The organism is Dysosmobacter sp. (assembly GCF_034093755.1).
Taxonomy (GTDB): Bacteria; Bacillota; Clostridia; order Oscillospirales; family Oscillospiraceae; genus Oscillibacter.
On sequence record NZ_JAXEBZ010000079.1, the window covers coordinates 1 to 19,335 of the forward strand.

Genomic DNA, 19,335 nt, shown 5'->3' on the forward strand with positions numbered 1-19,335 from the left:
CTGGAACACGCCGTCCGTCTCGCCTTCGGAGATCATGTCGTAGACCGCCTGGTCATCCAGCGGGATGTCCTCGGCCTTCATATCGACCCCGGCCTCGCGCATCAGGTCGAGCGCGTCGCGGATGACCGTGAGCGTGCGCAGTCCGAGGAAGTCCATCTTGAGCAGGCCCAGCCGCTCGATGGTGCCCATCGGGAACTGTGTGGTGATGACCTCGTCGTTGCGCTGCAGGGGTACGTACTCAATGACGGGCTTGCCGGTGATCAGCACGCCGGCGGCGTGGGTGGAGGCGTGGCGGGGCATGCCCTCCAGCGCCTTGGCGGTATCGATGAGCTTTTTGATCCGTTCATCGGTGTCGTAGAGATCGGAGAGGGGCTTGCTGAGGCGCAGCGCCTCCTCCAGGGTGATGTGCAGCGTGGCGGGCACCTGCTTGGCCACGGCGTCCACCTCGGCGTAGGGCATGTTCAGCACACGGCCCACGTCCCGGATGACGCCCCGGGCCGCCATGGTGCCGAAGGTGACAATCTGGGCCACGTGGTCATCGCCGTACTTCCGGCGGACGTAGTCAACCACCTCGCCCCGGCGGGTGTCGCCGAAGTCCATGTCGATATCCGGCATGCTCACCCGCTCCGGGTTCAGGAACCGCTCGAAGTACAGGCTGTACTGCATGGGGTCGATGTCCGTGATATAGAGACAGTAGGACACCATGCTGCCGGCGGCACTGCCCCGGCCCGGCCCCACGGGAATGTGCTGCTCCTTGGCGTAGCGCACAAAGTCGGACACGATGAGGAAGTAGTCGGTAAAGCCCATCTTCTCGATCATGTCCATCTCATATTCCAGCTGGCGGCGGTACTCCGGGCTGCCCTGGCCGTACCGCTCCCCGTAGCCCTTTTCGCACAGCTCCCGCATGTAGGTGACGGAGTCGTAACCCGGCGGCAGCTGAAACTCCGGCAAGTGGTACTTGCCGAAGGTAAATTCCACATTGCACCGCTCCGCGATGCGCCCGGTGTTTTCCAGCGCGTCCTCAAAGCCGCCGAACAGGGCCTGCATCTCCCCCTCCGAGCGCAGATAGAAATTCCGCGGCTCGTAGCGCATCCGGTTCTCGTCGTCCACGGTTTTGCCCGTCTGAATGCACAGCAGGATGTCATGGGCCTCGGCGTCCTCTTTGCGCAGGTAGTGTGCGTCATTGGTGCACACCATGGGAATGCCCGTCTCCTGGTGGAGCCGCAGGATGCCCTGGTTCACCGGGGCCTGATCCCGGATGCCGTGGTCCTGCAGCTCCAGGTAAAAGTGGTCGGGGCCGAACAGCTCCGCCATCTCCAGGGCGCAGGCTCTGGCGTTTTCGTATTCCCCGTTCCGCAGCCGCCGGGGAATCTCACCGGCCAGGCAGGCGGACAGGGCGATGAGGCCGCCGTGGTGCTCCCGCAGCAGCGCCATATCCACCCGGGGCTTGATGTAAAAGCCCTCGGTCCAGGCCATGGACACCATGTAGGACAGGTTCCGGTAGCCCTCCTCATTTTCGCACAGCAGCACCAGGTGGCGGCTCTCCGCGTCAAACTCATGGACCTTGTCAAAGCGGCTGCGGCCGGTGGGCGTCACATACACCTCGCAGCCGATGATAGGCTTGATTCCCTCCGCCTTGCAGGCCCGGTAGAAATCGATGACGCCGTACATGACGCCGTGGTCGGTGATGGCGCAGGCCGTCTGGCCCATGGACTTCACCACGCCCGGCAGTTCCTTGATGCGGCAGGCGCCGTCCAGCAGGCTGAATTCCGTATGCACATGCAGATGGACAAAGGACATGGGCTACCCCTCGATTTCTTCAAAATGTTCCCGTAAATACCGCAGGATCTCTTCAGCGCCGGCGCTAGTATCCAGATTCCGGCAGATGCGGACCGCCAGCGTCAGCCACACCGCCGCCGCGGCTGCCGCCGCCACCAGCCTCTCCCCGCCGCGGGGAGACCAAAAGGCAGCGCTGCAGACCAGCCACAGAAGCACCGCCGCCATCAGCAGCCCTCCCGCCGGATGGACGCGGAACCGCCCCGTCAGAACGCTTCCGCCCCGGCCGTCCGGACAGAGCCGGCCGCAGAAGGGATTATTCCACTGCCACTCTGTCCGCGTACCATAGGCCCAGCCCACGCCGCCGGTCCGACGCACGCCGCCTTCTCCCCGGGTCTTCACCGTTCGGGTGACGGTGATCCGATCCCCCTTCCGGCGGACCCGGATCCGGCCGCCCTCCGCCCACCGCTCATGGAACACCAGCCCGTCCGGCGGCAGGTGGCTGCGGAAATGATAGACTTTCCCCATAGCGGTCCGGCGGTTACGCCTGCCGCTCCGCCAGCAGCTCCTCCAGAATCTCCACCGCGGCCACCACCATAATGTCGCAGTGGCCCGTCAGGCCCATGGCCTGCGCCGCCGGGGAACCGTCCGCGTCGCCCTGCCGGTTTTTCAGCAGGTCCCGGCACCGCACGGCGCCGAATTTTTCGGAAAACCGCTTCTGCAGCTCCTTGGCCATGGCCGCGGCCTGCTTTTTCCCGGCCACCGGATTCTCCGGGTCCACCGGCGTCAGCAATCCGATGGCCATGACGGCGCCGGAGATGGCGCCGCACAGTTCCCCCGTTCCGGCGCCGCCGCCGAAGCCGCCGCCCACGGCAAGGCTGTCCTTCCCGGAAAGGCCCGTCAGGTCGGAAAAAGCCGCCAGCACACTCTGGCAGCAGTTGCAGCCCTTTTTGTGGTACTCGTGGGCCAGTTCACAGCGTTTCAGATTCATTGGGCATTCTCCTCTTTTGCATCATCATTCTTCACCGCACCCCGCAGCCGGAAATACAGCCACAGGGCGTCAATGGTATCCAGCACAAACAGCAGCTGGAAAACAGTATGTCGTTTTTTCACGGGAACTCCCGCCCGCCGGGCCGCCCGGATGGCGGAGAGGGTCCAGGCCGAGGAGGTCAGCAGCGGGATGTAGGTGACCAGCGCCGCCAGCGGCAGCCCCAGCAGAAACACCTGCAGCCCCGGCACCACCAGAAAGGCGGCGCTGATGGCCGTCCACGCCAGGAAGTTCAGCAGAAAGTACGGGATGGCCAGCAGCTTCCACACCAGCCCCGCTGCCGCCATCCGCGCCGCGCCGGGCAGGTCCGATTTCCGGCCGGACCGGAAGGCGCTGACAAGATTGCAGACGCACAGCACCAGCACCGCCGCCGTCAGGGGCAGCGTGCCGTAAAGGATCAGCGCCATGGGGGACTCCGTATACAGGTAGCCCACATAGGCGCAGCCCACCATGCCGTAAGTACAAAGCAGGGACAAAGCCAGCAGCGCCGGATTCATACAAGTACATCTCCTTTACAGGTCCTTCGCCAGATCCACCAGCTTCCGCAGCCGGTGGTTCAGACAGGACTTGGTCACCGGCGGGTTGAACTCTCCCGCCAGCTCGCTGAGGGTCAGCTCCGGGTTCCGCTCCCGCATCCGGGCGGTCTCCTGCAGCTTTTCCGGCAGCTGTTCCAGCCGCTCCGACGCCCGCAAACGGCGGATGGCCTCCATCTGTTCCTGGGCCGCCTCCACCGCCTTGTCCAGATTGGCGGTGTCGCAGTTGAGCCGGCGGTTGACGCTGTTGCGCAGGTCCTTCTCCATTTTGGCGGTCATGATCTCCATGGCCGCCACCGGCGCGCCGATGAGGGTCAGGAAGTCCTCAATGTGCTCGCTCTGCTTGAAGTATGTCACAAAGCTGCCGCTGCGGCTCACCGCCTTGGGGACAAAGCCCGTCTCCTGCAGCAGCACCTCCAGCTCCCGGCTCACCTGCAGGTGGGAGGTGGTCAGCTCCAGGTGGTACCGCTTCCGGGGATCGGTGATGCTGCCGCCGGCGAAAAACACGCCCCGCAGGAAGGAGGCCCGGCAGCACTCCTCCTCCAGCATACCGAAGTTGATGTGCAGCACCAGGTTCTGCTGGGGATCGTAGCCCAGGGTGTTGATGATCCCGCTGAGCTTCTGCCGGTCCGTGATCTGGAAGATCAGCTTTCCCGTCTGTCCCGGCTCCGGCTGCCGGTCGAACCGGACGCCGAAGGCCCGGTGAAACAGCCGGGGCAGCCGGCCGGCGAAGTTGGGATTCTCCGTGATGATGCGCACCTCCGCCGGACTGAAGGTGTTGCAGTACAGCAGGATGCCATAGGCCTCCGCCCGGGCGCAGCACAGTCTCTGCACCTGCAGGCGGCAAAGCTCGTTTTTTGTGTCAAAGGAAAATGACATTCCGCTTCTCCCCTCCCTCACCGGTCCTTGCGCTCCACGTGGTAAGTGTCTTTCCGGTAGTCAAAGCCATCCCCGGCCACGCGGACACTGCGCTCGGCGTGGAGCAGCACCAGCTCCCGAGCCAGATGGCCGGGATGGTGACGGACATAGCCGTTGCTGACGGTGGCAATGGGGCGGTTGATGATCTCCACCCCCAGGGCGTTGCAGGCCGCCTCGTCGCATTTCAGCAGCTCCGCCCCCTCCTCGGCGTAGCGGGCCGCCACCCCCTTGGGAATGGGCGAGGAGTTGGTCATGCACAGGTCGAACAGACCCGGCGCGGAATGGGCGAAAATGGCCGCGATATGGTCGGAGGCGGTGTATCCCTCCGTCTCCCCCTCCTGGGTCATGACGTTGCAGACGTAGACCTTCAGGGCGTCAGAGCGCTGGATGGCCTCCACCACGCCGTCCACCAGCAAATTGGGGATGATGCTGGTATACAGGCTGCCGGGGCCCAGGACGATCATGTCCGCGTCCTCAATGGCGGCAACCGCCGCCGGCAGGGCCTTGGAGTGCTCCGGCAGCAGCCGCACCTGGCGGATGCGGCAGTCCTCTTTTTTCTTGCAGTAGAAGATTTTCGATTCCCCCACCACCGTGGCGCCGTTTTCAAACTCCGCCTCCAGCTGCACGTCGGCAGTGGTCACCGGCAGCACCCGGCCGGTAATGGCCAGAACTTCGCTCATGCGGCTCACCGCCACGTCAAAGGACGGGGAAATGCCGTTCAGCGCCGCCAGAAACAGGTTGCCGAAGCTCTGGCCCGCCAGGGAGCCTTCGGAAAAGCGGTAGTGCATCAGCTGGCTCATCAGCGGCTCGGTGTTGGCCAGCGCCTCCATGCAGTTGCGGATGTCGCCCGGCGGCGGCATCCCCAGATCCTGACGCAGCATTCCGGAGCCGCCGCCGTCATCGGCCACGGTCACCACCGCCGTCAGGTTCTCCGTGTAGTTTTTCAGGCCCCGCAGCATGGTGGACAGGCCGTGGCCGCCGCCGATGACGGTGATCTTCGGCCCGTGGGCCTTGGGGACACGATAGGAAACCCGGTTCTCCGGCATCAGTACGCCCTCCCTCTCAGCTGCGGCTCATGTCCCGGTGATTCTCCGAAACGGGGTAGCCCAGCTGACGGATATACGCCGCCAGCGCCCGGGCCACCGACACGGAGCGGTGGTGGCCGCCGGTGCAGCCAACGGCAATGACCAGGACCGTTTTCCCCTCCTCCGCGTACAGCGGCAGGGAGAAGGACAGCAGGTCCTCCAGTTTCTTCACAAACTCCTGCGTCTGGGAAAAGCCGAACACGTAGTCATAGACCTCCGGGTCCATGCCGGTCTTGCGGCGCAGGTTCTCGATGTAATAGGGGTTGGGCAGGAACCGCACGTCAAACACCAAGTCCGCCTCCATGGGCAGCCCGTGCTTGAAGCCGAAGGACACCACGTTGACGCTGAGGCCCGCCTTCTCGTCCTGGGTGCCGAACAGCCGCAGCAGCTCTCCCCGCAGCTGGGCAGTGGAGGTGTGGGAGGTGTCGATGACGTAATCCGCCCGCTCCTCCACCGGGGCCATCAGCTGGCTCTCCCGGTGGACAGCCTCCTCCAGGGAGCCCGCCTGCTCCCGCAGGGGGTGCAGGCGGCGGGTCTCCTTGTAGCGGTGGATGATGGTCTCCGGCGAGGCGGTGAGGAACAGCATCCGGCAGGAGGCGTCCATCTTCCGCAGCTTCTCCAGCACGTCAAACAGCTCCGCCGTGGAGCTGGCGGTCCGCACATCGTACACCAGCGCCACCCGGTCATAGCGGCTGTTGACGCCGGCGGAGCAGAACTCCGCGAATTTCAGCATCATGGCCGCCGGCATGTTATCCACGATATAAAAGCCCATGTCCTCCAGGAAGGACGCGGCCTTGCTCTTTCCGGCGCCGGACAGGCCGGAGATAATGAGAATTTCCATAGGACCGTCTTCCTCTCAGTGAATGATGCGGACCTCCGGCTCCAGCCGGACGCCCGTCTCCGCCAGCACCCGGTCCTGCACCTGCCGGATCAGCTCCAGCACGTCGGCGCAGGTGGCACCGCCCAGATTGATGAGGAAGCCCGCGTGCTTTTCCGACACCTGGGCGCCCCCCACCGTCAGCCCTTTCAGACCGCACTGCTGGATGAGGCCGCCGGCAAAGTGACCCGCGGGCCGCTTGAAGGTGCTGCCGGCGCTGGGGTATTCCAGAGGCTGAGAGGCCCTGCGGCGCTGCATCAGCTCCCCCATCCGCGCCCGGATGGCCGCCGGGTCCCCTGCCGTCAGGCGGAACACGGCGCTGAGCACCACGGCGTCGGGCCGGTCGGTAAACAGGCTGTGACGGTAGGACAGGTCCAGCTCCTCCAGGGAGAGGGTGCGGACTCCCTCCGCCGGGAACAGGGCCGTCACGCTCTCCAGCACCTGCTTCATCTCCCCGTCATAGGCGCCGGCGTTCATACACACCGCGCCGCCCACCGTGCCGGGGATGCCGTGGGCGAATTCCAGCCCCGCCAGGCTGTTTTTGCAGGCAAAGTCAGCCAGCCGCGCCAGGGGCACGCCGGCTCCGGCCTCCACGCAGCCGTCTTCCAGCAGCGCCAGCTTCCCCATGCCGGAGGTGTTGATCACCAGCGCGTCCAGCCCTTCGTCAGGGGCCAGCAGGTTGGTGCCGTTGCCGATGACCAGCACCCGGGCGCCGCACTCCCCCGCCAGGTGCTCCAGCAGCACCAGCTGCTCCCCCGTCTCCGGGAAAGCCATGCGTCTGGCGGGTCCGCCGATGCGGAAGGAGGTGTGACGGCTCATCGGCTCGTCACAGGCCAGGCGCAGGTCCGGCAGCAGCTCCGCCGTGGATTTGTCCAGTTGCGTATACCAGTCCATGAAAGGACCTCCCGTTTTGCAAAAATCAGAGGGCCTTGCCCAGCAGCGCCGCGCCGATGATGCCGGCGTCGTTGCCCAGGGCCGCCCGTTCCACCCGGGTCACCCGGCCGCCGTGGCTGGAAAAGCTCTCCTTTGCCACCAGCTCCCGTACCGGGTCCAGCAGCAGATGCTCCGGCGCCGCGGCCACGCCGCCGCCCAGGGCCACCATCTCCGGCCGCAGCACGTTGATCAGGCTGTTGAGGCCGCAGGCCAGGTATTCCACGTAAGTGCGGCAGACTTCCAGCGCCGCTTCGTCGCCGCTTTCCGCGGCCAGGAAAGCCGTCCGGCCCTCCACTCCGCCGTTGGCCGCCGCAACCTCATGCAGGGCGCTCTCCGGATGGGCCTCCATGGCCTTTTTTGTAAAGCCGATGAGGGCCGTGGCGGAAGCGTAGCGCTCCCAGCAGCCCCGGCGGCCGCAGTTGCAGGGCTCGCCGCCGTGGCAGATGACGATATGGCCGGCCTCGCTGGAGGCGGGCCCCCCCTGAAGGCGGCCGCCCAGAATCAGTCCGCAGCCCACGCCGGTGCCCAGGGTCACCACGGCGAAGTCCTTCGTCCCCTTGCCCACGCCGGAGAAATACTCGCCCACCGCGGCGCAGTCGGCATCATTGCCCAGATACAGCGGGCGGTCCAGATGCTGCCGGAACAGCTTTTCCAGCGGCACGTTCTCCATGGGGATGTTGGTGATGAAGCGGATATCGCCGCCGTCCACGGCGCCGGGCAGGCCCATGCCCACCCACTCCAGGCTCTCCGGCGCCACGCCGCCCTTCCGGGCCACGGTGACCGCCAGGTCCGCCACCGTCTCGGCAAACTGCTCCGGACCCCGGAACACCAGGGGAATCCGCTCCACTTCCAGAATACGGCCTTCCTCATCCACCAGTCCCGCTTTCAGGTTGGTGCCGCCCACGTCAATTCCTACATATCGCATGCTTTCTTCCTCCGATTCTGATTACAGCGAACCGCCGTCCGCCCGCATATCCACCTTGCTGGCCAGCTCCGCGGCGGCGTTGAAGCCATAGCGGCGGTGGCGGTTGTTCAGGGCCGCCACCTCCACGATGCTGGCCAGGTTCCGGCCGGGCCGCACAGGGATGGTAACGCAGGGGATCTTCACGTCCAGAATCTCCGTGTAGTGATCCTCGATGCCCAGGCGGTCATAGAACTTGGTCTCATCCCACTGTTCAAAATGAACCACCAGATTCAGCTGGGAATCCGGCTTGATGGCCCGCATGCCGAACAGCTGGCGCACGTTGATGACGCCGATGCCCCGCAGTTCAATATAGTCCCGGATCACCTCGGGGGCGGTGCCGATGAGCTGGTCGGAGATCTTCCGCAGCTCCACCGCGTCATCCGCCACCAGGCGGTGGCCCCGCATGATCAGCTCAATGGTGGCCTCGCTCTTGCCGATGCCGGAGTCGCCGGTGATCATGACGCCCTCGCCGTAGATGTCCAGCAGCACGCCGTGGCGGGTGACGCAGGGCGCCAGCTCATGGGCCAGATAGTCGATGACGTGCTTGGTGAAGTCCACCGTCACCTCCGAGGTCCGCAGCAGCGTCTTCTCATGCTCCCGGGCACTGTCCATGCACTCCTCGAAGCACTCCAGGTCCCGGGCAATCACCAGGGCGGGGATGTCATAAATAAACAGATCGTCAAAGCACTTCTTCCGCTCCGCGGGGTCCAGCGCCTTCAGATACATATACTCCGCCTTGCCGATGACCTGCAGGCGGCGGGGATCAAAATAGTCAAAAAATCCGTGGAACTGCAAGCCGGGCCGGTTGACGTCGGTTATGAACTGGCGCTCCTCGTCAAAATCCCTGCCCCGGTGGAGGATTTCCAGGGAAAAGACCTCCACAAAGCGGCTCATCCGCAATCCTTTCGTAGCCATGGTTCTGCCCCTTTCTCTCGCGCACGCCCGGCCGTGCGGTCAGATTCTCCGGGTGGTTTTCTCCGGAAATATTATATATGAAAGCGGCTGTTTTCGCAACACTTTCACCGTCTTTTCCCGGCTTCCGGAGAGGCGGAAAAAATTTTTAGTAATTTCAAAATTATGCTTGCATTTATGTTCTTTTTCTGTTAATATATCAGATGTGCCTGTTTGAGCACAATAAGAAATGATTACAGCAAGGAGGTGCAACGGATGGCTAAGTGCCAGTTTTGCGACAAGGGCATGGTCTTTGGCATCAAGGTGTCTCACTCTCACCGCCGCGCCAATCGTCCCTGGAAGCCCAATGTGAAACGTGTCAAGGCTATTGTCAACGGTACGCCTCGCCATGTGTATGTTTGTACCCGGTGCCTGCGTTCCGGTAAGGTTACCCGGGCAATCTGAGCAGCCAACAAAATCCCGAACCGAAAGGTTCGGGATTTTATCTTTCCCGGAAGCATTCAAAAACGCCCCGGACAGGTTTTGGGCCCTGTCCGGGGCGCTGTGTCATTTCACCGGATAGCTCCAGGCGTTCTCGATCTCGCCCTTTCTGGCCCGGGTCATCAGCTCCCGCACCACGTCCTGCACCTGCTTGCCGTGGTACAGCGTCTCATAGACGCAGTGGCAGATGGGCATTTCCACCTCTACCTTCCGGGACAGCTGCTCCACGCTCTCGGCGGCGTAGTAGCCCTCCACCACGGCGCCCACTTCCCCCATGGCCTCCCGGGCGGTTCTGCCCTGGCCGATGAGGATGCCGGCCCGGCGGTTCCGGGAGTGCATGGAGGTGCAGGTGACAATCAGGTCACCCATGCCGGCCAGGCCGCCGAAGGTCTGGCGGTCGCCGCCCAGCTTCACGCCCAGGCGGGCGATCTCCGCCATGGCCCGGGTCATCAGCAGCGCCTTGGTGTTGTCCTGATAGCCCATGCCGTCGCAGATGCCGCAGGACAGGGCCACCACGTTTTTCAGCGCCGCCGCCAGCTCCACGCCCACCACGTCCGGGCTGGTATAGATGCGGAAATAGTCGCTCATGAAGGCGTCCTGCACGAAGCAGGCCACCGCCTCATCGGGGCTGGCCGCCACGCAGCCGGTGGGCAGCCGACGGCTCACTTCCTCCGCGTGGGAAGGGCCGGAAAGGACTGCCACTTTACACTTGTCACCGATGGATTCCCGGATGATCTGGCTCATGCGCAGCCCCGTGTCCCGCTCGATGCCCTTGGAGACGGACACCACCACCGCGTCAGGCCGCAGCCAGGGCGCTGCTTTCTCCGCCGTCTCCCGCACTGCGAAGGACGGCGGGGCGGAAACCACCAGGTCCGCGTCGGCGACGCAGGCCATGTCCGAGGAGAATTTCATGGTGTCCGGCAGGCGGACGCCCTCCAGCTTGGGATTTTCCCGCCGCTGCTCCAGAATCGCCGTCGTCTCCGGACGGTGGGACCACAGCGTCACATCGTGTCCGTTGTCGCAAAGCGCCATGGCAAGAGCCGTGCCCCAGGCGCCGCTGCCCAATACGACCGCTTTCATTTCCGTCACTCCTTACTCAGTGTTTTCGATGCAGAGAGAATTTGGATTCCGTACCTGCCAGCAGCCGCTGGATATTGCCCCGGTGCTTCCACACCACCAGTCCGCCGATGACCACCGCCAGGACGAAGATCACCGGGTCCCGGTAAACATACAGCGACGCAAAGGGGAAAGACGCCCCAGCCCACACGGAGCCCAGGGATACGTACCGGGTGGCCACCGCCAGAATCAGGAAGCCGCCCCAGACCACCAGGGCGATGCGCCAGTCCAGCATGATGGCGATGGTGCCGCCGGAGAGGATGCCCTTGCCGCCCCGGAAGTGGAACATGCAGGGGAACATATGGCCCAGCAGGCAGAACAGCGCCGCCCAGTATTTGCCCAGAATCACCATGCCCGGCGCCCCGGTTTTGCCGAAGGCCCAGGCGCCAACGAGAATCGCGATGACCGCCTTCAGCACGTCGCACAGAATCACCACCGCCGTCAGCCAGCCGCCGAAGGTGCGGTAGAAGTTGGTGAGGCCCGCGTTGCCGCTGCCGTGGTTCCGCACGTCATCCCGCAGCAGGTACTTGGAGACGATGACCGCGCCGTTGAAGCAGCCGCAGAAATACGCCGCCACCGCCGTCAGCAGCACCGGGAGCCAGAAGCCGGCTCCACCCTCCGTCATCAGTTTTACCGCCTGTTCCACGGCTTACACCTCCTTGTCGCCCTTCTGCCGGACCGACAGAATGATGGGCGTGCCCGTCAGGTTGAAGGTGCTGCGGATGCAGTTCTCCAGATACCGCCGGTAGGAGAAGTGGAACAGCTTGGCGTCATTGCAGAACACCACAAAGTGAGGCGGACGGATGCCCACCTGGGTCATATAGTAGATCTTCAGCCGGCGGCCCTTGTCCGTGGGGGGCTGCACCCGGGTCTGGGCGTCCGCCAGCACGTTGTTCAGCATGCCGGTGGTGATGCGCATGGAGGCCTGGTTGCTCACCGCCACGATGAGGTCAAACAGCTTGTCCACCCGCTGGCCCGTCAGGGCGGAGATGAACAGGATGGGGGCGTAGGTCATGAAGCCCAGGTCATGGCGGATCTCCTCCGTCATGCGGTCCATGGTCTTGCCGTCCTTTTCCACCAGGTCCCACTTGTTCACCACGATGATGGAGGCCTTCCCCGCCTCGTGGGCCAGGCCCGCCACCTTGGTGTCCTGCTCCGTGACTCCCTCCTGGGCGTCGATGAGAATCAGGCACACATCAGACCGGTCGATGGCCATGGTGGAGCGGAGGACGCTGTACTTCTCAATGTCCTCCTCCACCTTGGACTTGCGGCGCATGCCGGCGGTGTCGATGAGGACAAAGCTGCCCTTGTCATTGGTGAACCGGGAGTCGATAGCGTCCCGGGTAGTGCCGGCCACGTCGCTGACGATGACCCGCTCCTCCCCCAGAATCTTGTTGATCAGAGAGGACTTGCCCACGTTGGGCTTGCCGATGAGGGCCACCTTGATGGCGTCATCCTCCTCTTCCTCCTCGTCCTCCGGCGGGAAATACTGAACGCAGGCGTCCAGCAGGTCACCGGTGCCGTGGCCGTGGACGGCGGAGACGGCGATGGGGTCCCCCAGGCCCAGGTTGTAGAACTCGTAGAAATCCGGGTCCGGCGCGCCGGTGGAGTCCATCTTGTTGACGCCCAGCACAATGGGCTTGCCGCTGCGCAGCAGCATGTTGGCCACTTCCTGGTCCGCGGCGGTGAGGCCGGTGCGGATGTCCGTCAGGAAAATGATGACGGTGGCGTTTTCAATGGCGATCTGGGCCTGGTGGCGCATGAAGCCCAGAATCTGGTCATCGGTCCGGGGCTCGATGCCGCCGGTGTCGATGAGGGTAAAGCTGCGGCCGTTCCAGTCAGCCTCGCCGTAAATACGGTCCCGGGTGACGCCGGGGGTGTCCTCCACGATGGACAGCCGCCGCCCGATCAGTTTGTTAAAGAGCATGGACTTGCCCACATTGGGCCGCCCCACAATGGCGACGATGGGTTTCATCGGCTCCCACTTCCTTTCTCCGCCGCTGCCGGAGACCGGCGGCGGTTCCGCACAGGCGGAATTCCGCCCAGCGGACATAGATTTACATGATTATTATAACCGTCAAGTCAAGGGATAGCAAGGCAAAAAAGTAAGGAGGGAAGAAAGCTCTTCCCTCCTAAGCAAGTAAGCCTCTTACTTCGCCACGACGGACTTGACGGTCTTGACCTCGCGGCCCTTGTACGTACCGCACTCGGGGCACATTCTGTGGGGCAGATGCAGCGCACCGCACTTGGAGCAGGCGACGAGACCGGGAGTTGCCAGCTTCCAGGTGGAGCTGCGTCTTTTATCGCGTCTTGCTTTGGATACTTTTCCCTTAGGGACTGCCATGGTGACACCTCCTTGATCTTGACAAGCAGCAACTGCCGCTCTTGTTTATGAATCGGTTACTGTTGGTCCAGAAGCTTTGCCAGGGCGGCAAGCCGGGGATCGACTTCCTTTTTGCAGGAGCAGGGGCCGAGGTTCAGGTCGGCGCCGCATCTCGGGCAAAGGCCCTTGCAGTCTTCAGAACACAGTGTCTTGGTATCCATTCCGAGGATGAAAGCCGTGCGGGCAAGGTCCTCCGCGTCCACGAACTCTCCCTGTTCCAGCAGAATGATATCCTCGTTGTCCTCATTCTGCTTCTCCTCTGCCAGCAGGCAGTCGTAGGAGATCTCCTTCTCGCGGCGGAACGCTTTCGCGCACCGGTCGCAGGTGCAGTCCAGCGTGGTCCTGGCCCGGAGAGACAGCTCCAGCACATCGGCGCTGTTGCGGACGGTTCCGTCCACCTCCACAGGCTCCTGCGCAGGGCACTGACCGCCGAACTCCACATCGGAAAGATCCATGGTGAAGCGGAACGGCATGCTCTTGCCGGGGGTATTCAAAACGGACTTTACACTGAATCGCATAGTTCACCTCGTAATGACACGAGTATTATTATAGTAGACAGGTCCCCTCTTGTCAAACATTATTTTCAGAATTTCTTGCAAATATGAAAAAAGTTGCTTAGAATAGCCTTGTCACCCAATCCCATCACTCTGGAGGACCGCCATGCGGGAGATCACCATCCGAAAAAACGACGCCGGACAGCGGCTGGACCGGTTTGTGGCCAAGGCGCTGCCCCTGCTGCCCCCTGCCCTGCTGCAGAAATACATCCGCCTCAAGCGCATCAAGGTCAACGGCAAAGGCTCCGCCCGGGACGTGCGCCTGGCGGAGGGGGACGTGCTGCAATTATACATCAATGACGAGTTCTTTGACCAGCCCACGGAGGAAAACCGCTTCCTGTCCATCTTCAGGCCCCAGCTGGACATTGTCTACGAGGATGAGAACCTGCTGCTGGTGAACAAGCGGCCGGGCCTGGTGGTTCACGCCGACGAGACGGAGAAGGTCAACACCCTCATCAACCACATTCAGGCCTACCTGTACCAGAAGAAGGAGTGGAGTCCCCGGCAGGAGAACGCCTTCGCCCCGGCCCTGTGCAACCGCATCGACCGGAACACCGGCGGCATCGTCATCGCCGCCAAGAACGCCGAAACGCTGCGCATCCTCAACGACAAAATCCGGGACCACGAGCTGCGCAAGTCCTACCTGTGCGTCACCGTGGGCCGTCCCCGCCCCGCCGAGGGCCGCGTTGAGGGCTTTTTATATAAGGACGAGGCCAAAAAGCAGGTGACCTTTTACGACCGCCCCATTCCCGGCGGCAAAACCGCCGTCACCCTGTACCGCACCCTGGAGACCCGGGGGCCGCTGTCCCTGGTGGAGTGTGAGCTGCTCACCGGGCGGACCCACCAGATCCGCGTGTCCATGGCCCGCTTGGGCTGCCCCTTGCTGGGCGACGGCAAATACGGAAACGGGCAGGTGAACCGGAAGTACGGCGAGACGAAGCAGGCCCTCTACTCCTACCGTCTGAGCTTTGATTTCACCACTGACGGCGGAGCGCTGGAGTACCTGCGGGGCAGGACTTTCACCGTGGAGGACGTCCCCTTCCGGAGCAAGTATTTCGGAGACTGCTGAAAAAACGGCGGGCAAAACGATTTGTCCGCCGTTTTCTTCGTTTTTGGGGAACAATTATTGTCGCAGTTCTTGACTTTTCAGGGGGTTTCCGATATAGTCAGAATTGCCGAATTTCGACGAGAAAGGTTCCCCCTCAACAGAGAAAAGAGGCTCCGGTTTTAGGTTAAATTTATGTGAAATGGGGGAGGATACATGTCCAAGGAGTTGATTCGCCTGCGGAACATCAGCATGGCGTTTGACGACGATGAGCCTGTATTGAACAACATCAATCTTTATATCAATGACAAAGAATTCCTCACACTGCTCGGGCCCAGTGGGTGCGGTAAAACCACCACACTGCGGATGATCGGCGGCTTCGTGACGCCCACGTCCGGAGACGTCCTCTTTGACGGTGTGAGGATTAATGACGTTCCGCCCTATCAGCGGCAGATCAACACCGTATTCCAGAAATACGCGCTGTTCCCGCACCTGAACGTCTTTGAAAATATTGCCTTCGGCCTGCGGATGCAGCGCCGTCCCGATCCCAAGGACCCCACAGGAAAGAGAAAGGTGAAGATCCCCGAGGAGGAGATTCACCAGCGGGTCATGGAGATGCTGGAGGTCATCAGCCTCAAGGGCTTTGAGCACCGCAAGCCCGACGCCCTCTCCGGTGGCCAGCAGCAGCGGGTGGCCATCGCCCGGGCGCTGGTGAACAAGCCCAAGGTCCTTCTGCTGGACGAGCCTCTGGGCGCCCTGGACCTGAAGCTGCGCAAGGACATGCAGATTGAGCTCAAGCGCATCCAGCAGCAGGTGGGCATCACCTTTATTTATGTGACCCATGACCAGGAGGAGGCCCTCACCATGTCCGACACCATCGTGGTGATGGACAAGGGCTCCATTCAGCAGATCGGCACCCCCGAGGACATCTACAACGAGCCGAAAAACGCCTTCGTGGCGGATTTCATCGGCGAGTCCAACATCATCGACGGCATCATGCTGGAGGACAACCTGGTGCAGATGTACGGCAAGCGCTTCGCCTGCCTGGACGGCGGCTTCGCCCCCAACGAGCCGGTGGACGTAGTCATCCGTCCGGAGGACATCGACATTGTCCCCGTGGATCAGGGCCAGCTGACCGGCACCGTCACCAACGTCACCTTCAAGGGGATGCAGTATGACATCATCGTGGACTTCAAGGGCTTCAAATGGCTCATTCAGACCACGGACCACTCCCCCGTCGGCGCCCGCATCGGCATCAAGATCGACCCCGACGGCATCCACGTCATGAAAAAGAGCCAGTACTCCGGCATGTTCGGCGACTATTCCTCCTTCTCGGACGAATACGACGAGCTGGATGACGCGAGCCTTGCGGACGAGGAGGAGAGCGGGGATGCGGAGTAAGCTGTCTTTTCTGTCCATCCCCTATGTGATCTGGATGGCCCTGTTTGTGGTGGCCCCCATCATCATGGTGGTGATCTACGCCTTCTCCACCGCTGACGGCGGCTTCACCCTGACCAATTTCGGCCGCATGGGCACCTACGCCGTGGTGTTTGTCCGCTCCTTCAAGCTGGCCCTCATCGCCACCGTGGTCTGCCTGCTCATCGGCTATCCCGTGTCCTATATGATGAGCAAAGAGGGCCCCCGGTTCCAGCGGCTGGCCATGGTGCTGATCATGCTGCCCATGTGGATGAACTTCCTGCTGCGGACCTACTCCTGGATGTCCATTCTTGAGAACATCGGCCTGCTGAACCAGCTGTTCTAGCACATCGGGCTCATTGACCTGTACAACCGCGTGTTCGGCACCAACCTCACCTTCTTCCGGATGCTGAACACCCCCGGCGCGGTGGTGCTGGGCATGGTGTACAACTACCTGCCCTTCATGATTCTGCCCATCTACTCCGTCATCATCAAGCTGGACCAGTCCCTGCTGGACGCGGCCCGGGACCTGGGCGCCAACACCTTCAACGTGTTCCGCCGGGTGATCCTGCCGTTGTCCCTGCCCGGTGTGCTCTCCGGCATCACCATGGTGTTTGTCCCCTCCGTGTCCACCTTCGCCATCAGCAAAATGCTGGGCGGCGGCACGGAGATGATGCTGGGCGACCTCATTGAGCAGCAGTTCCTGGGCGGCGCCTACAACCCCCAGCTGGGGGCGGCCATCTCCCTGGTGATGATGATTATCGTTGTCATCTGCATGGCGGTGATGAACCGCTTCGGTGAGGGCGAGGAACAGGCGGTGATGCTGTGAAACGGAACAACAGTCTGCTCAACCGCGTCTTCATGGCGCTGGTGTTTGTCTTCCTGTACGCCCCCATTTTCCTGCTGATCATCTTCTCCTTCAACGCCGGCAGCAGCAACACGGTGTGGAAGGGCTTCTCCCTGGAATGGTACGGAAAGCTGTTCCAGAACCGGCTCATCATGCAGAGCGTGTACACCACGCTGCTGGTGTCCCTGCTGGCCACGGTCATCGCCACCGTCGCCGGCACCTTCGCCGCCATTGGCTTTTACGCCATGCGCCGCAAGTTCCGGGAGCCGCTGATGACCGTCAACAACATTCCCATGATGAACGCCGACATTGTCACCGGCGTGTCGCTGTGCCTGCTGTTTGTGGCCTTCTTCGGCCTGTGGAATGATTTTGCCCAGTGGTGCAACGCCGCCCAGGGCTTCATCCGCCTGCCCCGGCTGACCATGGGCTTCGGCACGCTGCTCATCGCCCACATCACCTTCAACATCCCCTATGTGATTCTGTCGGTGGGGCCGAAGCTGCGGCAGATGGACAAGAACCTGGTGGACGCCGCCATGGACCTGGGCTGCACCTGGATGCAGGCCTTCCGGAAGGTGATCCTGCCGGAGATCAAGCCCGGCATCGTCTCCGGCGCCCTGACGGCCTTCACCATGAGCATTGACGACTTCGTCATCAGCTACTTCACTGCCGGCTCCTCCGCTTCCACCCTGGCCATGACCATTTACGGCATGACCAAAAAGCGGGTCAGCCCCCAGATCAACGCCATCTCCACCCTGCTGTTCGTTACAGTGCTGGTGCTGCTGGCCATTGTCAACATCCGGGAGGCCCGGCAGGAGCGTCTGCGGGAGCAGCGCCGCAGCTGAGCGGTTTCACGGCCTTCGGGCCATGAAATATAAATCCAAGAAAACACTGGAGGAATGATCAATTGAAAAAGAAAATTGCCCTCGCCATGCTGATGGCCATCACGACCCTGCTGACCGCCTGCGGAGGCGGAAACGGAACCGCCGCCACAGAGAAACGGGTCGTCAACGTGTGCAGTTGGGGTGAATACATTGACGAATCTTTGATCGACCAATTCGAGGAAGAGACCGGCATCACCGTCAACTACCAGACCGCCGAGAGCAACGAAGCCCTCTATTCCCTGCTGAAAACCGGCGCCGGCGACTACGATGTCATCGTCCCCTCTGACTATATGATCGGCCGTCTCATTGCCGAGGACATGCTGGCGGAGCTGAACTACGACAACATCCCCAACTTTGCCCTCATTGACGACCAGTACAAGGGTCTGAGCTATGACCCTGACAACAAGTACACCGTGCCCTACACCTGGGGCACTCTGGGCATCATCTACAACTCCTCCATGGTGGACGAGGAGATCACCAGCTGGAGCGCCCTGTTCGACGAGAAGTACGCCGGCAACGTGCTGATGATCCGCAACTCCCGGGACTCTCTGGCCGCCGCCCTGCTGTATCTGGGCTATGACCTGAACACCACCGACGAGTCTCAGATCCGGGAGGCCTATCAGCTGCTGTCCGACGCCAAGGCGAAGGGCGTGTACCAGGCCTTCGTCATGGATGAGATTTTCCAGAAGCTGGAGGGCGGCAACGCCGCCATCGGCGTGTACTACGCCGGCGACTACCTGACCATGCTGGAGAACAATCCGGATCTGAAGTATGTGGTGCCTGAGGAGGGCGGCAACTGGTTCGTGGACGCCATGTGCGTGCTCAAGAGCGCCCAGCACAAGGACGAGGCCGAGGAGTGGATCAACTTCATCGCCTCCACCGACGCCAGCCTGGCCAACATGGACTATATCTGGTACGCCTCTCCCAACAAGGAGGCGCTGGAGCAGTACCCCGACTTCTATGAGGAGACCTACGGCGAGCCGCTGGATCAGGAGCTCTTTGAGATCATGGCCGCTCCCGCCGACGTGCTGTCCCGCTGCACGCTTTACCAGAACCTGCCCGCCGAGACGCTGGCGCTGTACAACGACCTGTGGACGGAGCTGGGCATCTGACCCTCCCCCGCCGGACATAAGGAGGAAATCACAATGGTTATTATTGGCACGAAATGCCAGATTCAGCAGAAGGTGACGGAGGAAGTCACCGCCGCCGCGGTCGGCTCCGGCCTGCTGCCGGTGTTCGGCACTCCCTTCATGGCCGCCATGATGGAGTGCGCCGCCATGACCTGCCTGCAGGAATTCCTGGAGGAGGGCCAGGGCAGCGTGGGCACCCACCTGGACATCACCCACGACGCCCCCACTCCCATCGGCATGACCGTCACCGTGGAGGCCGAGATCCGGGATGTGTCCGAAAACGGCAAGATGGTGGTGTTCGACGTGCGGGCCTGGGACGAAAAGGGCCCCATCGGCAAGGGCTTCCACACCCGCGCCATCATCAACAACGAGCGCTTCCTCAGCAAGTGCAATGCCAAGCTGGAAGGCTGACCAATCCGCAAAAGAACGCCGCGGGG

Annotated in this window: 21 protein-coding genes and 1 pseudogene; 7 read left to right on the forward strand and 15 right to left on the reverse strand. The window is 62.5% G+C overall.

Annotated elements, in window-relative coordinates:
- The 10 genes from dnaE to hprK form a co-directional block, all read right to left on the reverse strand.
- The coding region (gene dnaE / locus SOX55_RS10720; RefSeq protein ID WP_325287448.1) for a DNA polymerase III subunit alpha at positions 1-1,800 on the reverse strand (1,800 nt) is incomplete at its 3' end.
- Between the two features lie 3 nt (positions 1,801-1,803).
- Positions 1,804-2,304, reverse strand: a complete 501-nt coding sequence (locus SOX55_RS10725; protein ID WP_325287449.1) for a hypothetical protein — start codon at positions 2,302-2,304, stop codon at positions 1,804-1,806.
- 13 nt (positions 2,305-2,317) lie between these two features.
- Positions 2,318-2,767: a C-GCAxxG-C-C family protein gene (locus SOX55_RS10730; RefSeq protein ID WP_325287450.1), complete on the reverse strand. Its 450-nt coding sequence runs from the start codon at positions 2,765-2,767 to the stop codon at positions 2,318-2,320.
- Positions 2,764-3,321, reverse strand: coding sequence for a hypothetical protein (locus SOX55_RS10735; RefSeq protein WP_325287451.1), 558 nt, complete (start codon positions 3,319-3,321; stop codon positions 2,764-2,766). The genes SOX55_RS10730 and SOX55_RS10735 overlap by 4 nt, the downstream gene beginning before the upstream one ends.
- A gap of 15 nt (positions 3,322-3,336) precedes the next feature.
- Entirely contained in the window at positions 3,337-4,236 is a 900-nt protein-coding gene (gene whiA, locus SOX55_RS10740) for a DNA-binding protein WhiA (RefSeq protein WP_325287452.1), read from the reverse strand.
- Positions 4,237-4,253: 17 nt separating this feature from the next.
- Positions 4,254-5,321, reverse strand: a complete 1,068-nt coding sequence (locus SOX55_RS10745; RefSeq protein WP_325287453.1) for a gluconeogenesis factor YvcK family protein — start codon at positions 5,319-5,321, stop codon at positions 4,254-4,256.
- 16 nt (positions 5,322-5,337) lie between these two features.
- Positions 5,338-6,201, reverse strand: coding sequence for an RNase adapter RapZ (gene rapZ, locus SOX55_RS10750; RefSeq protein ID WP_325287454.1), 864 nt, complete (start codon positions 6,199-6,201; stop codon positions 5,338-5,340).
- A 15-nt stretch (positions 6,202-6,216) separates the two neighbouring features.
- Positions 6,217-7,131 (reverse strand): UDP-N-acetylmuramate dehydrogenase, encoded by a 915-nt coding sequence (gene murB, locus SOX55_RS10755; RefSeq protein WP_325287455.1) that lies wholly within the window; start codon positions 7,129-7,131, stop codon positions 6,217-6,219.
- A 25-nt stretch (positions 7,132-7,156) separates the two neighbouring features.
- Complete coding sequence (locus tag SOX55_RS10760) at positions 7,157-8,095, reverse strand: ROK family protein (RefSeq protein ID WP_325287456.1); 939 nt, start codon at positions 8,093-8,095, stop codon at positions 7,157-7,159.
- A gap of 21 nt (positions 8,096-8,116) precedes the next feature.
- Positions 8,117-9,049, reverse strand: a complete 933-nt coding sequence (gene hprK, locus SOX55_RS10765) for an HPr(Ser) kinase/phosphatase (protein WP_325287457.1) — start codon at positions 9,047-9,049, stop codon at positions 8,117-8,119.
- Between the two features lie 252 nt (positions 9,050-9,301).
- On the opposite strand from hprK, the gene rpmB reads away from it, so the two are divergent.
- Positions 9,302-9,490, forward strand: coding sequence for a 50S ribosomal protein L28 (gene rpmB, locus SOX55_RS10770; protein ID WP_325287458.1), 189 nt, complete (start codon positions 9,302-9,304; stop codon positions 9,488-9,490).
- A gap of 102 nt (positions 9,491-9,592) precedes the next feature.
- On the opposite strand, the gene SOX55_RS10775 is transcribed toward rpmB, so the two are convergent.
- From SOX55_RS10775 to SOX55_RS10795, 5 genes are all read right to left on the reverse strand, one after another.
- Complete coding sequence (locus SOX55_RS10775; protein ID WP_325287459.1) at positions 9,593-10,606, reverse strand: NAD(P)H-dependent glycerol-3-phosphate dehydrogenase; 1,014 nt, start codon at positions 10,604-10,606, stop codon at positions 9,593-9,595.
- 16 nt (positions 10,607-10,622) lie between these two features.
- On the reverse strand, positions 10,623-11,288 hold the full coding sequence (locus SOX55_RS10780; RefSeq protein ID WP_325287460.1) for a glycerol-3-phosphate acyltransferase: 666 nt from the start codon (positions 11,286-11,288) through the stop codon (positions 10,623-10,625).
- A 3-nt stretch (positions 11,289-11,291) separates the two neighbouring features.
- On the reverse strand, positions 11,292-12,617 hold the full coding sequence (gene der / locus SOX55_RS10785; RefSeq protein ID WP_325287461.1) for a ribosome biogenesis GTPase Der: 1,326 nt from the start codon (positions 12,615-12,617) through the stop codon (positions 11,292-11,294).
- 174 nt (positions 12,618-12,791) lie between these two features.
- Positions 12,792-12,986, reverse strand: coding sequence for a 50S ribosomal protein L32 (gene rpmF, locus SOX55_RS10790; RefSeq protein ID WP_325287462.1), 195 nt, complete (start codon positions 12,984-12,986; stop codon positions 12,792-12,794).
- A gap of 56 nt (positions 12,987-13,042) precedes the next feature.
- Entirely contained in the window at positions 13,043-13,543 is a 501-nt protein-coding gene (locus tag SOX55_RS10795) for a YceD family protein (RefSeq protein WP_325287463.1), read from the reverse strand.
- Positions 13,544-13,685: 142 nt separating this feature from the next.
- Between SOX55_RS10795 and SOX55_RS10800 the strand changes: the two genes are divergently transcribed.
- From SOX55_RS10800 to SOX55_RS10825, 6 genes and pseudogenes are all read left to right on the forward strand, one after another.
- Positions 13,686-14,648, forward strand: a complete 963-nt coding sequence (locus tag SOX55_RS10800) for an RluA family pseudouridine synthase (RefSeq protein ID WP_325287464.1) — start codon at positions 13,686-13,688, stop codon at positions 14,646-14,648.
- A gap of 192 nt (positions 14,649-14,840) precedes the next feature.
- The gene (locus SOX55_RS10805; protein WP_325287465.1) at positions 14,841-16,025 is read left to right on the forward strand and encodes an ABC transporter ATP-binding protein; all 1,185 of its coding nucleotides are present in this window, start codon (positions 14,841-14,843) and stop codon (positions 16,023-16,025) included.
- Positions 16,015-16,869, forward strand: a pseudogene (locus SOX55_RS10810) (ABC transporter permease). Before SOX55_RS10805 ends, SOX55_RS10810 begins: the two are co-directional and overlap by 11 nt.
- Positions 16,866-17,729: an ABC transporter permease gene (locus tag SOX55_RS10815; protein WP_325287466.1), complete on the forward strand. Its 864-nt coding sequence runs from the start codon at positions 16,866-16,868 to the stop codon at positions 17,727-17,729. The pseudogene SOX55_RS10810 and the gene SOX55_RS10815 overlap by 4 nt, the downstream one beginning before the upstream one ends.
- A gap of 62 nt (positions 17,730-17,791) precedes the next feature.
- Positions 17,792-18,880 carry an ABC transporter substrate-binding protein gene (locus SOX55_RS10820; RefSeq protein WP_325287467.1) on the forward strand — a complete coding sequence of 363 codons (1,089 nt, stop codon included), beginning with the start codon at positions 17,792-17,794 and terminating at the stop codon, positions 18,878-18,880.
- A gap of 33 nt (positions 18,881-18,913) precedes the next feature.
- Positions 18,914-19,309: a thioesterase family protein gene (locus tag SOX55_RS10825; RefSeq protein WP_325287468.1), complete on the forward strand. Its 396-nt coding sequence runs from the start codon at positions 18,914-18,916 to the stop codon at positions 19,307-19,309.
- Positions 19,310-19,335: the final 26 nt, after the last annotated feature.

Excerpts from the sequence above, each read along its gene's own strand:
- SOX55_RS10725 (WP_325287449.1), bottom strand. The coding sequence starts at position 2,304 with ATGGGGAAAGTCTATCATTTCCGCAGCCACCTGCCGCCGGACGGGCTG.
- SOX55_RS10730 (WP_325287450.1), bottom strand. The coding sequence starts at position 2,767 with ATGAATCTGAAACGCTGTGAACTGGCCCACGAGTACCACAAAAAGGGC.
- SOX55_RS10735 (WP_325287451.1), bottom strand. The coding sequence starts at position 3,321 with ATGAATCCGGCGCTGCTGGCTTTGTCCCTGCTTTGTACTTACGGCATG.
- whiA (WP_325287452.1), bottom strand. The coding sequence starts at position 4,236 with ATGTCATTTTCCTTTGACACAAAAAACGAGCTTTGCCGCCTGCAGGTG.
- SOX55_RS10745 (WP_325287453.1), bottom strand. The coding sequence starts at position 5,321 with ATGCCGGAGAACCGGGTTTCCTATCGTGTCCCCAAGGCCCACGGGCCG.
- rapZ (WP_325287454.1), bottom strand. The coding sequence starts at position 6,201 with ATGGAAATTCTCATTATCTCCGGCCTGTCCGGCGCCGGAAAGAGCAAG.
- murB (WP_325287455.1), bottom strand. The coding sequence starts at position 7,131 with ATGGACTGGTATACGCAACTGGACAAATCCACGGCGGAGCTGCTGCCG.
- SOX55_RS10760 (WP_325287456.1), bottom strand. The coding sequence starts at position 8,095 with ATGCGATATGTAGGAATTGACGTGGGCGGCACCAACCTGAAAGCGGGA.
- hprK (WP_325287457.1), bottom strand. The coding sequence starts at position 9,049 with ATGGCTACGAAAGGATTGCGGATGAGCCGCTTTGTGGAGGTCTTTTCC.
- rpmB (WP_325287458.1), top strand. The coding sequence starts at position 9,302 with ATGGCTAAGTGCCAGTTTTGCGACAAGGGCATGGTCTTTGGCATCAAG.
- SOX55_RS10775 (WP_325287459.1), bottom strand. The coding sequence starts at position 10,606 with ATGAAAGCGGTCGTATTGGGCAGCGGCGCCTGGGGCACGGCTCTTGCC.
- der (WP_325287461.1), bottom strand. The coding sequence starts at position 12,617 with ATGAAACCCATCGTCGCCATTGTGGGGCGGCCCAATGTGGGCAAGTCC.
- rpmF (WP_325287462.1), bottom strand. The coding sequence starts at position 12,986 with ATGGCAGTCCCTAAGGGAAAAGTATCCAAAGCAAGACGCGATAAAAGA.
- SOX55_RS10795 (WP_325287463.1), bottom strand. The coding sequence starts at position 13,543 with ATGCGATTCAGTGTAAAGTCCGTTTTGAATACCCCCGGCAAGAGCATG.
- SOX55_RS10800 (WP_325287464.1), top strand. The coding sequence starts at position 13,686 with ATGCGGGAGATCACCATCCGAAAAAACGACGCCGGACAGCGGCTGGAC.
- SOX55_RS10805 (WP_325287465.1), top strand. The coding sequence starts at position 14,841 with ATGTCCAAGGAGTTGATTCGCCTGCGGAACATCAGCATGGCGTTTGAC.
- SOX55_RS10825 (WP_325287468.1), top strand. The coding sequence starts at position 18,914 with ATGGTTATTATTGGCACGAAATGCCAGATTCAGCAGAAGGTGACGGAG.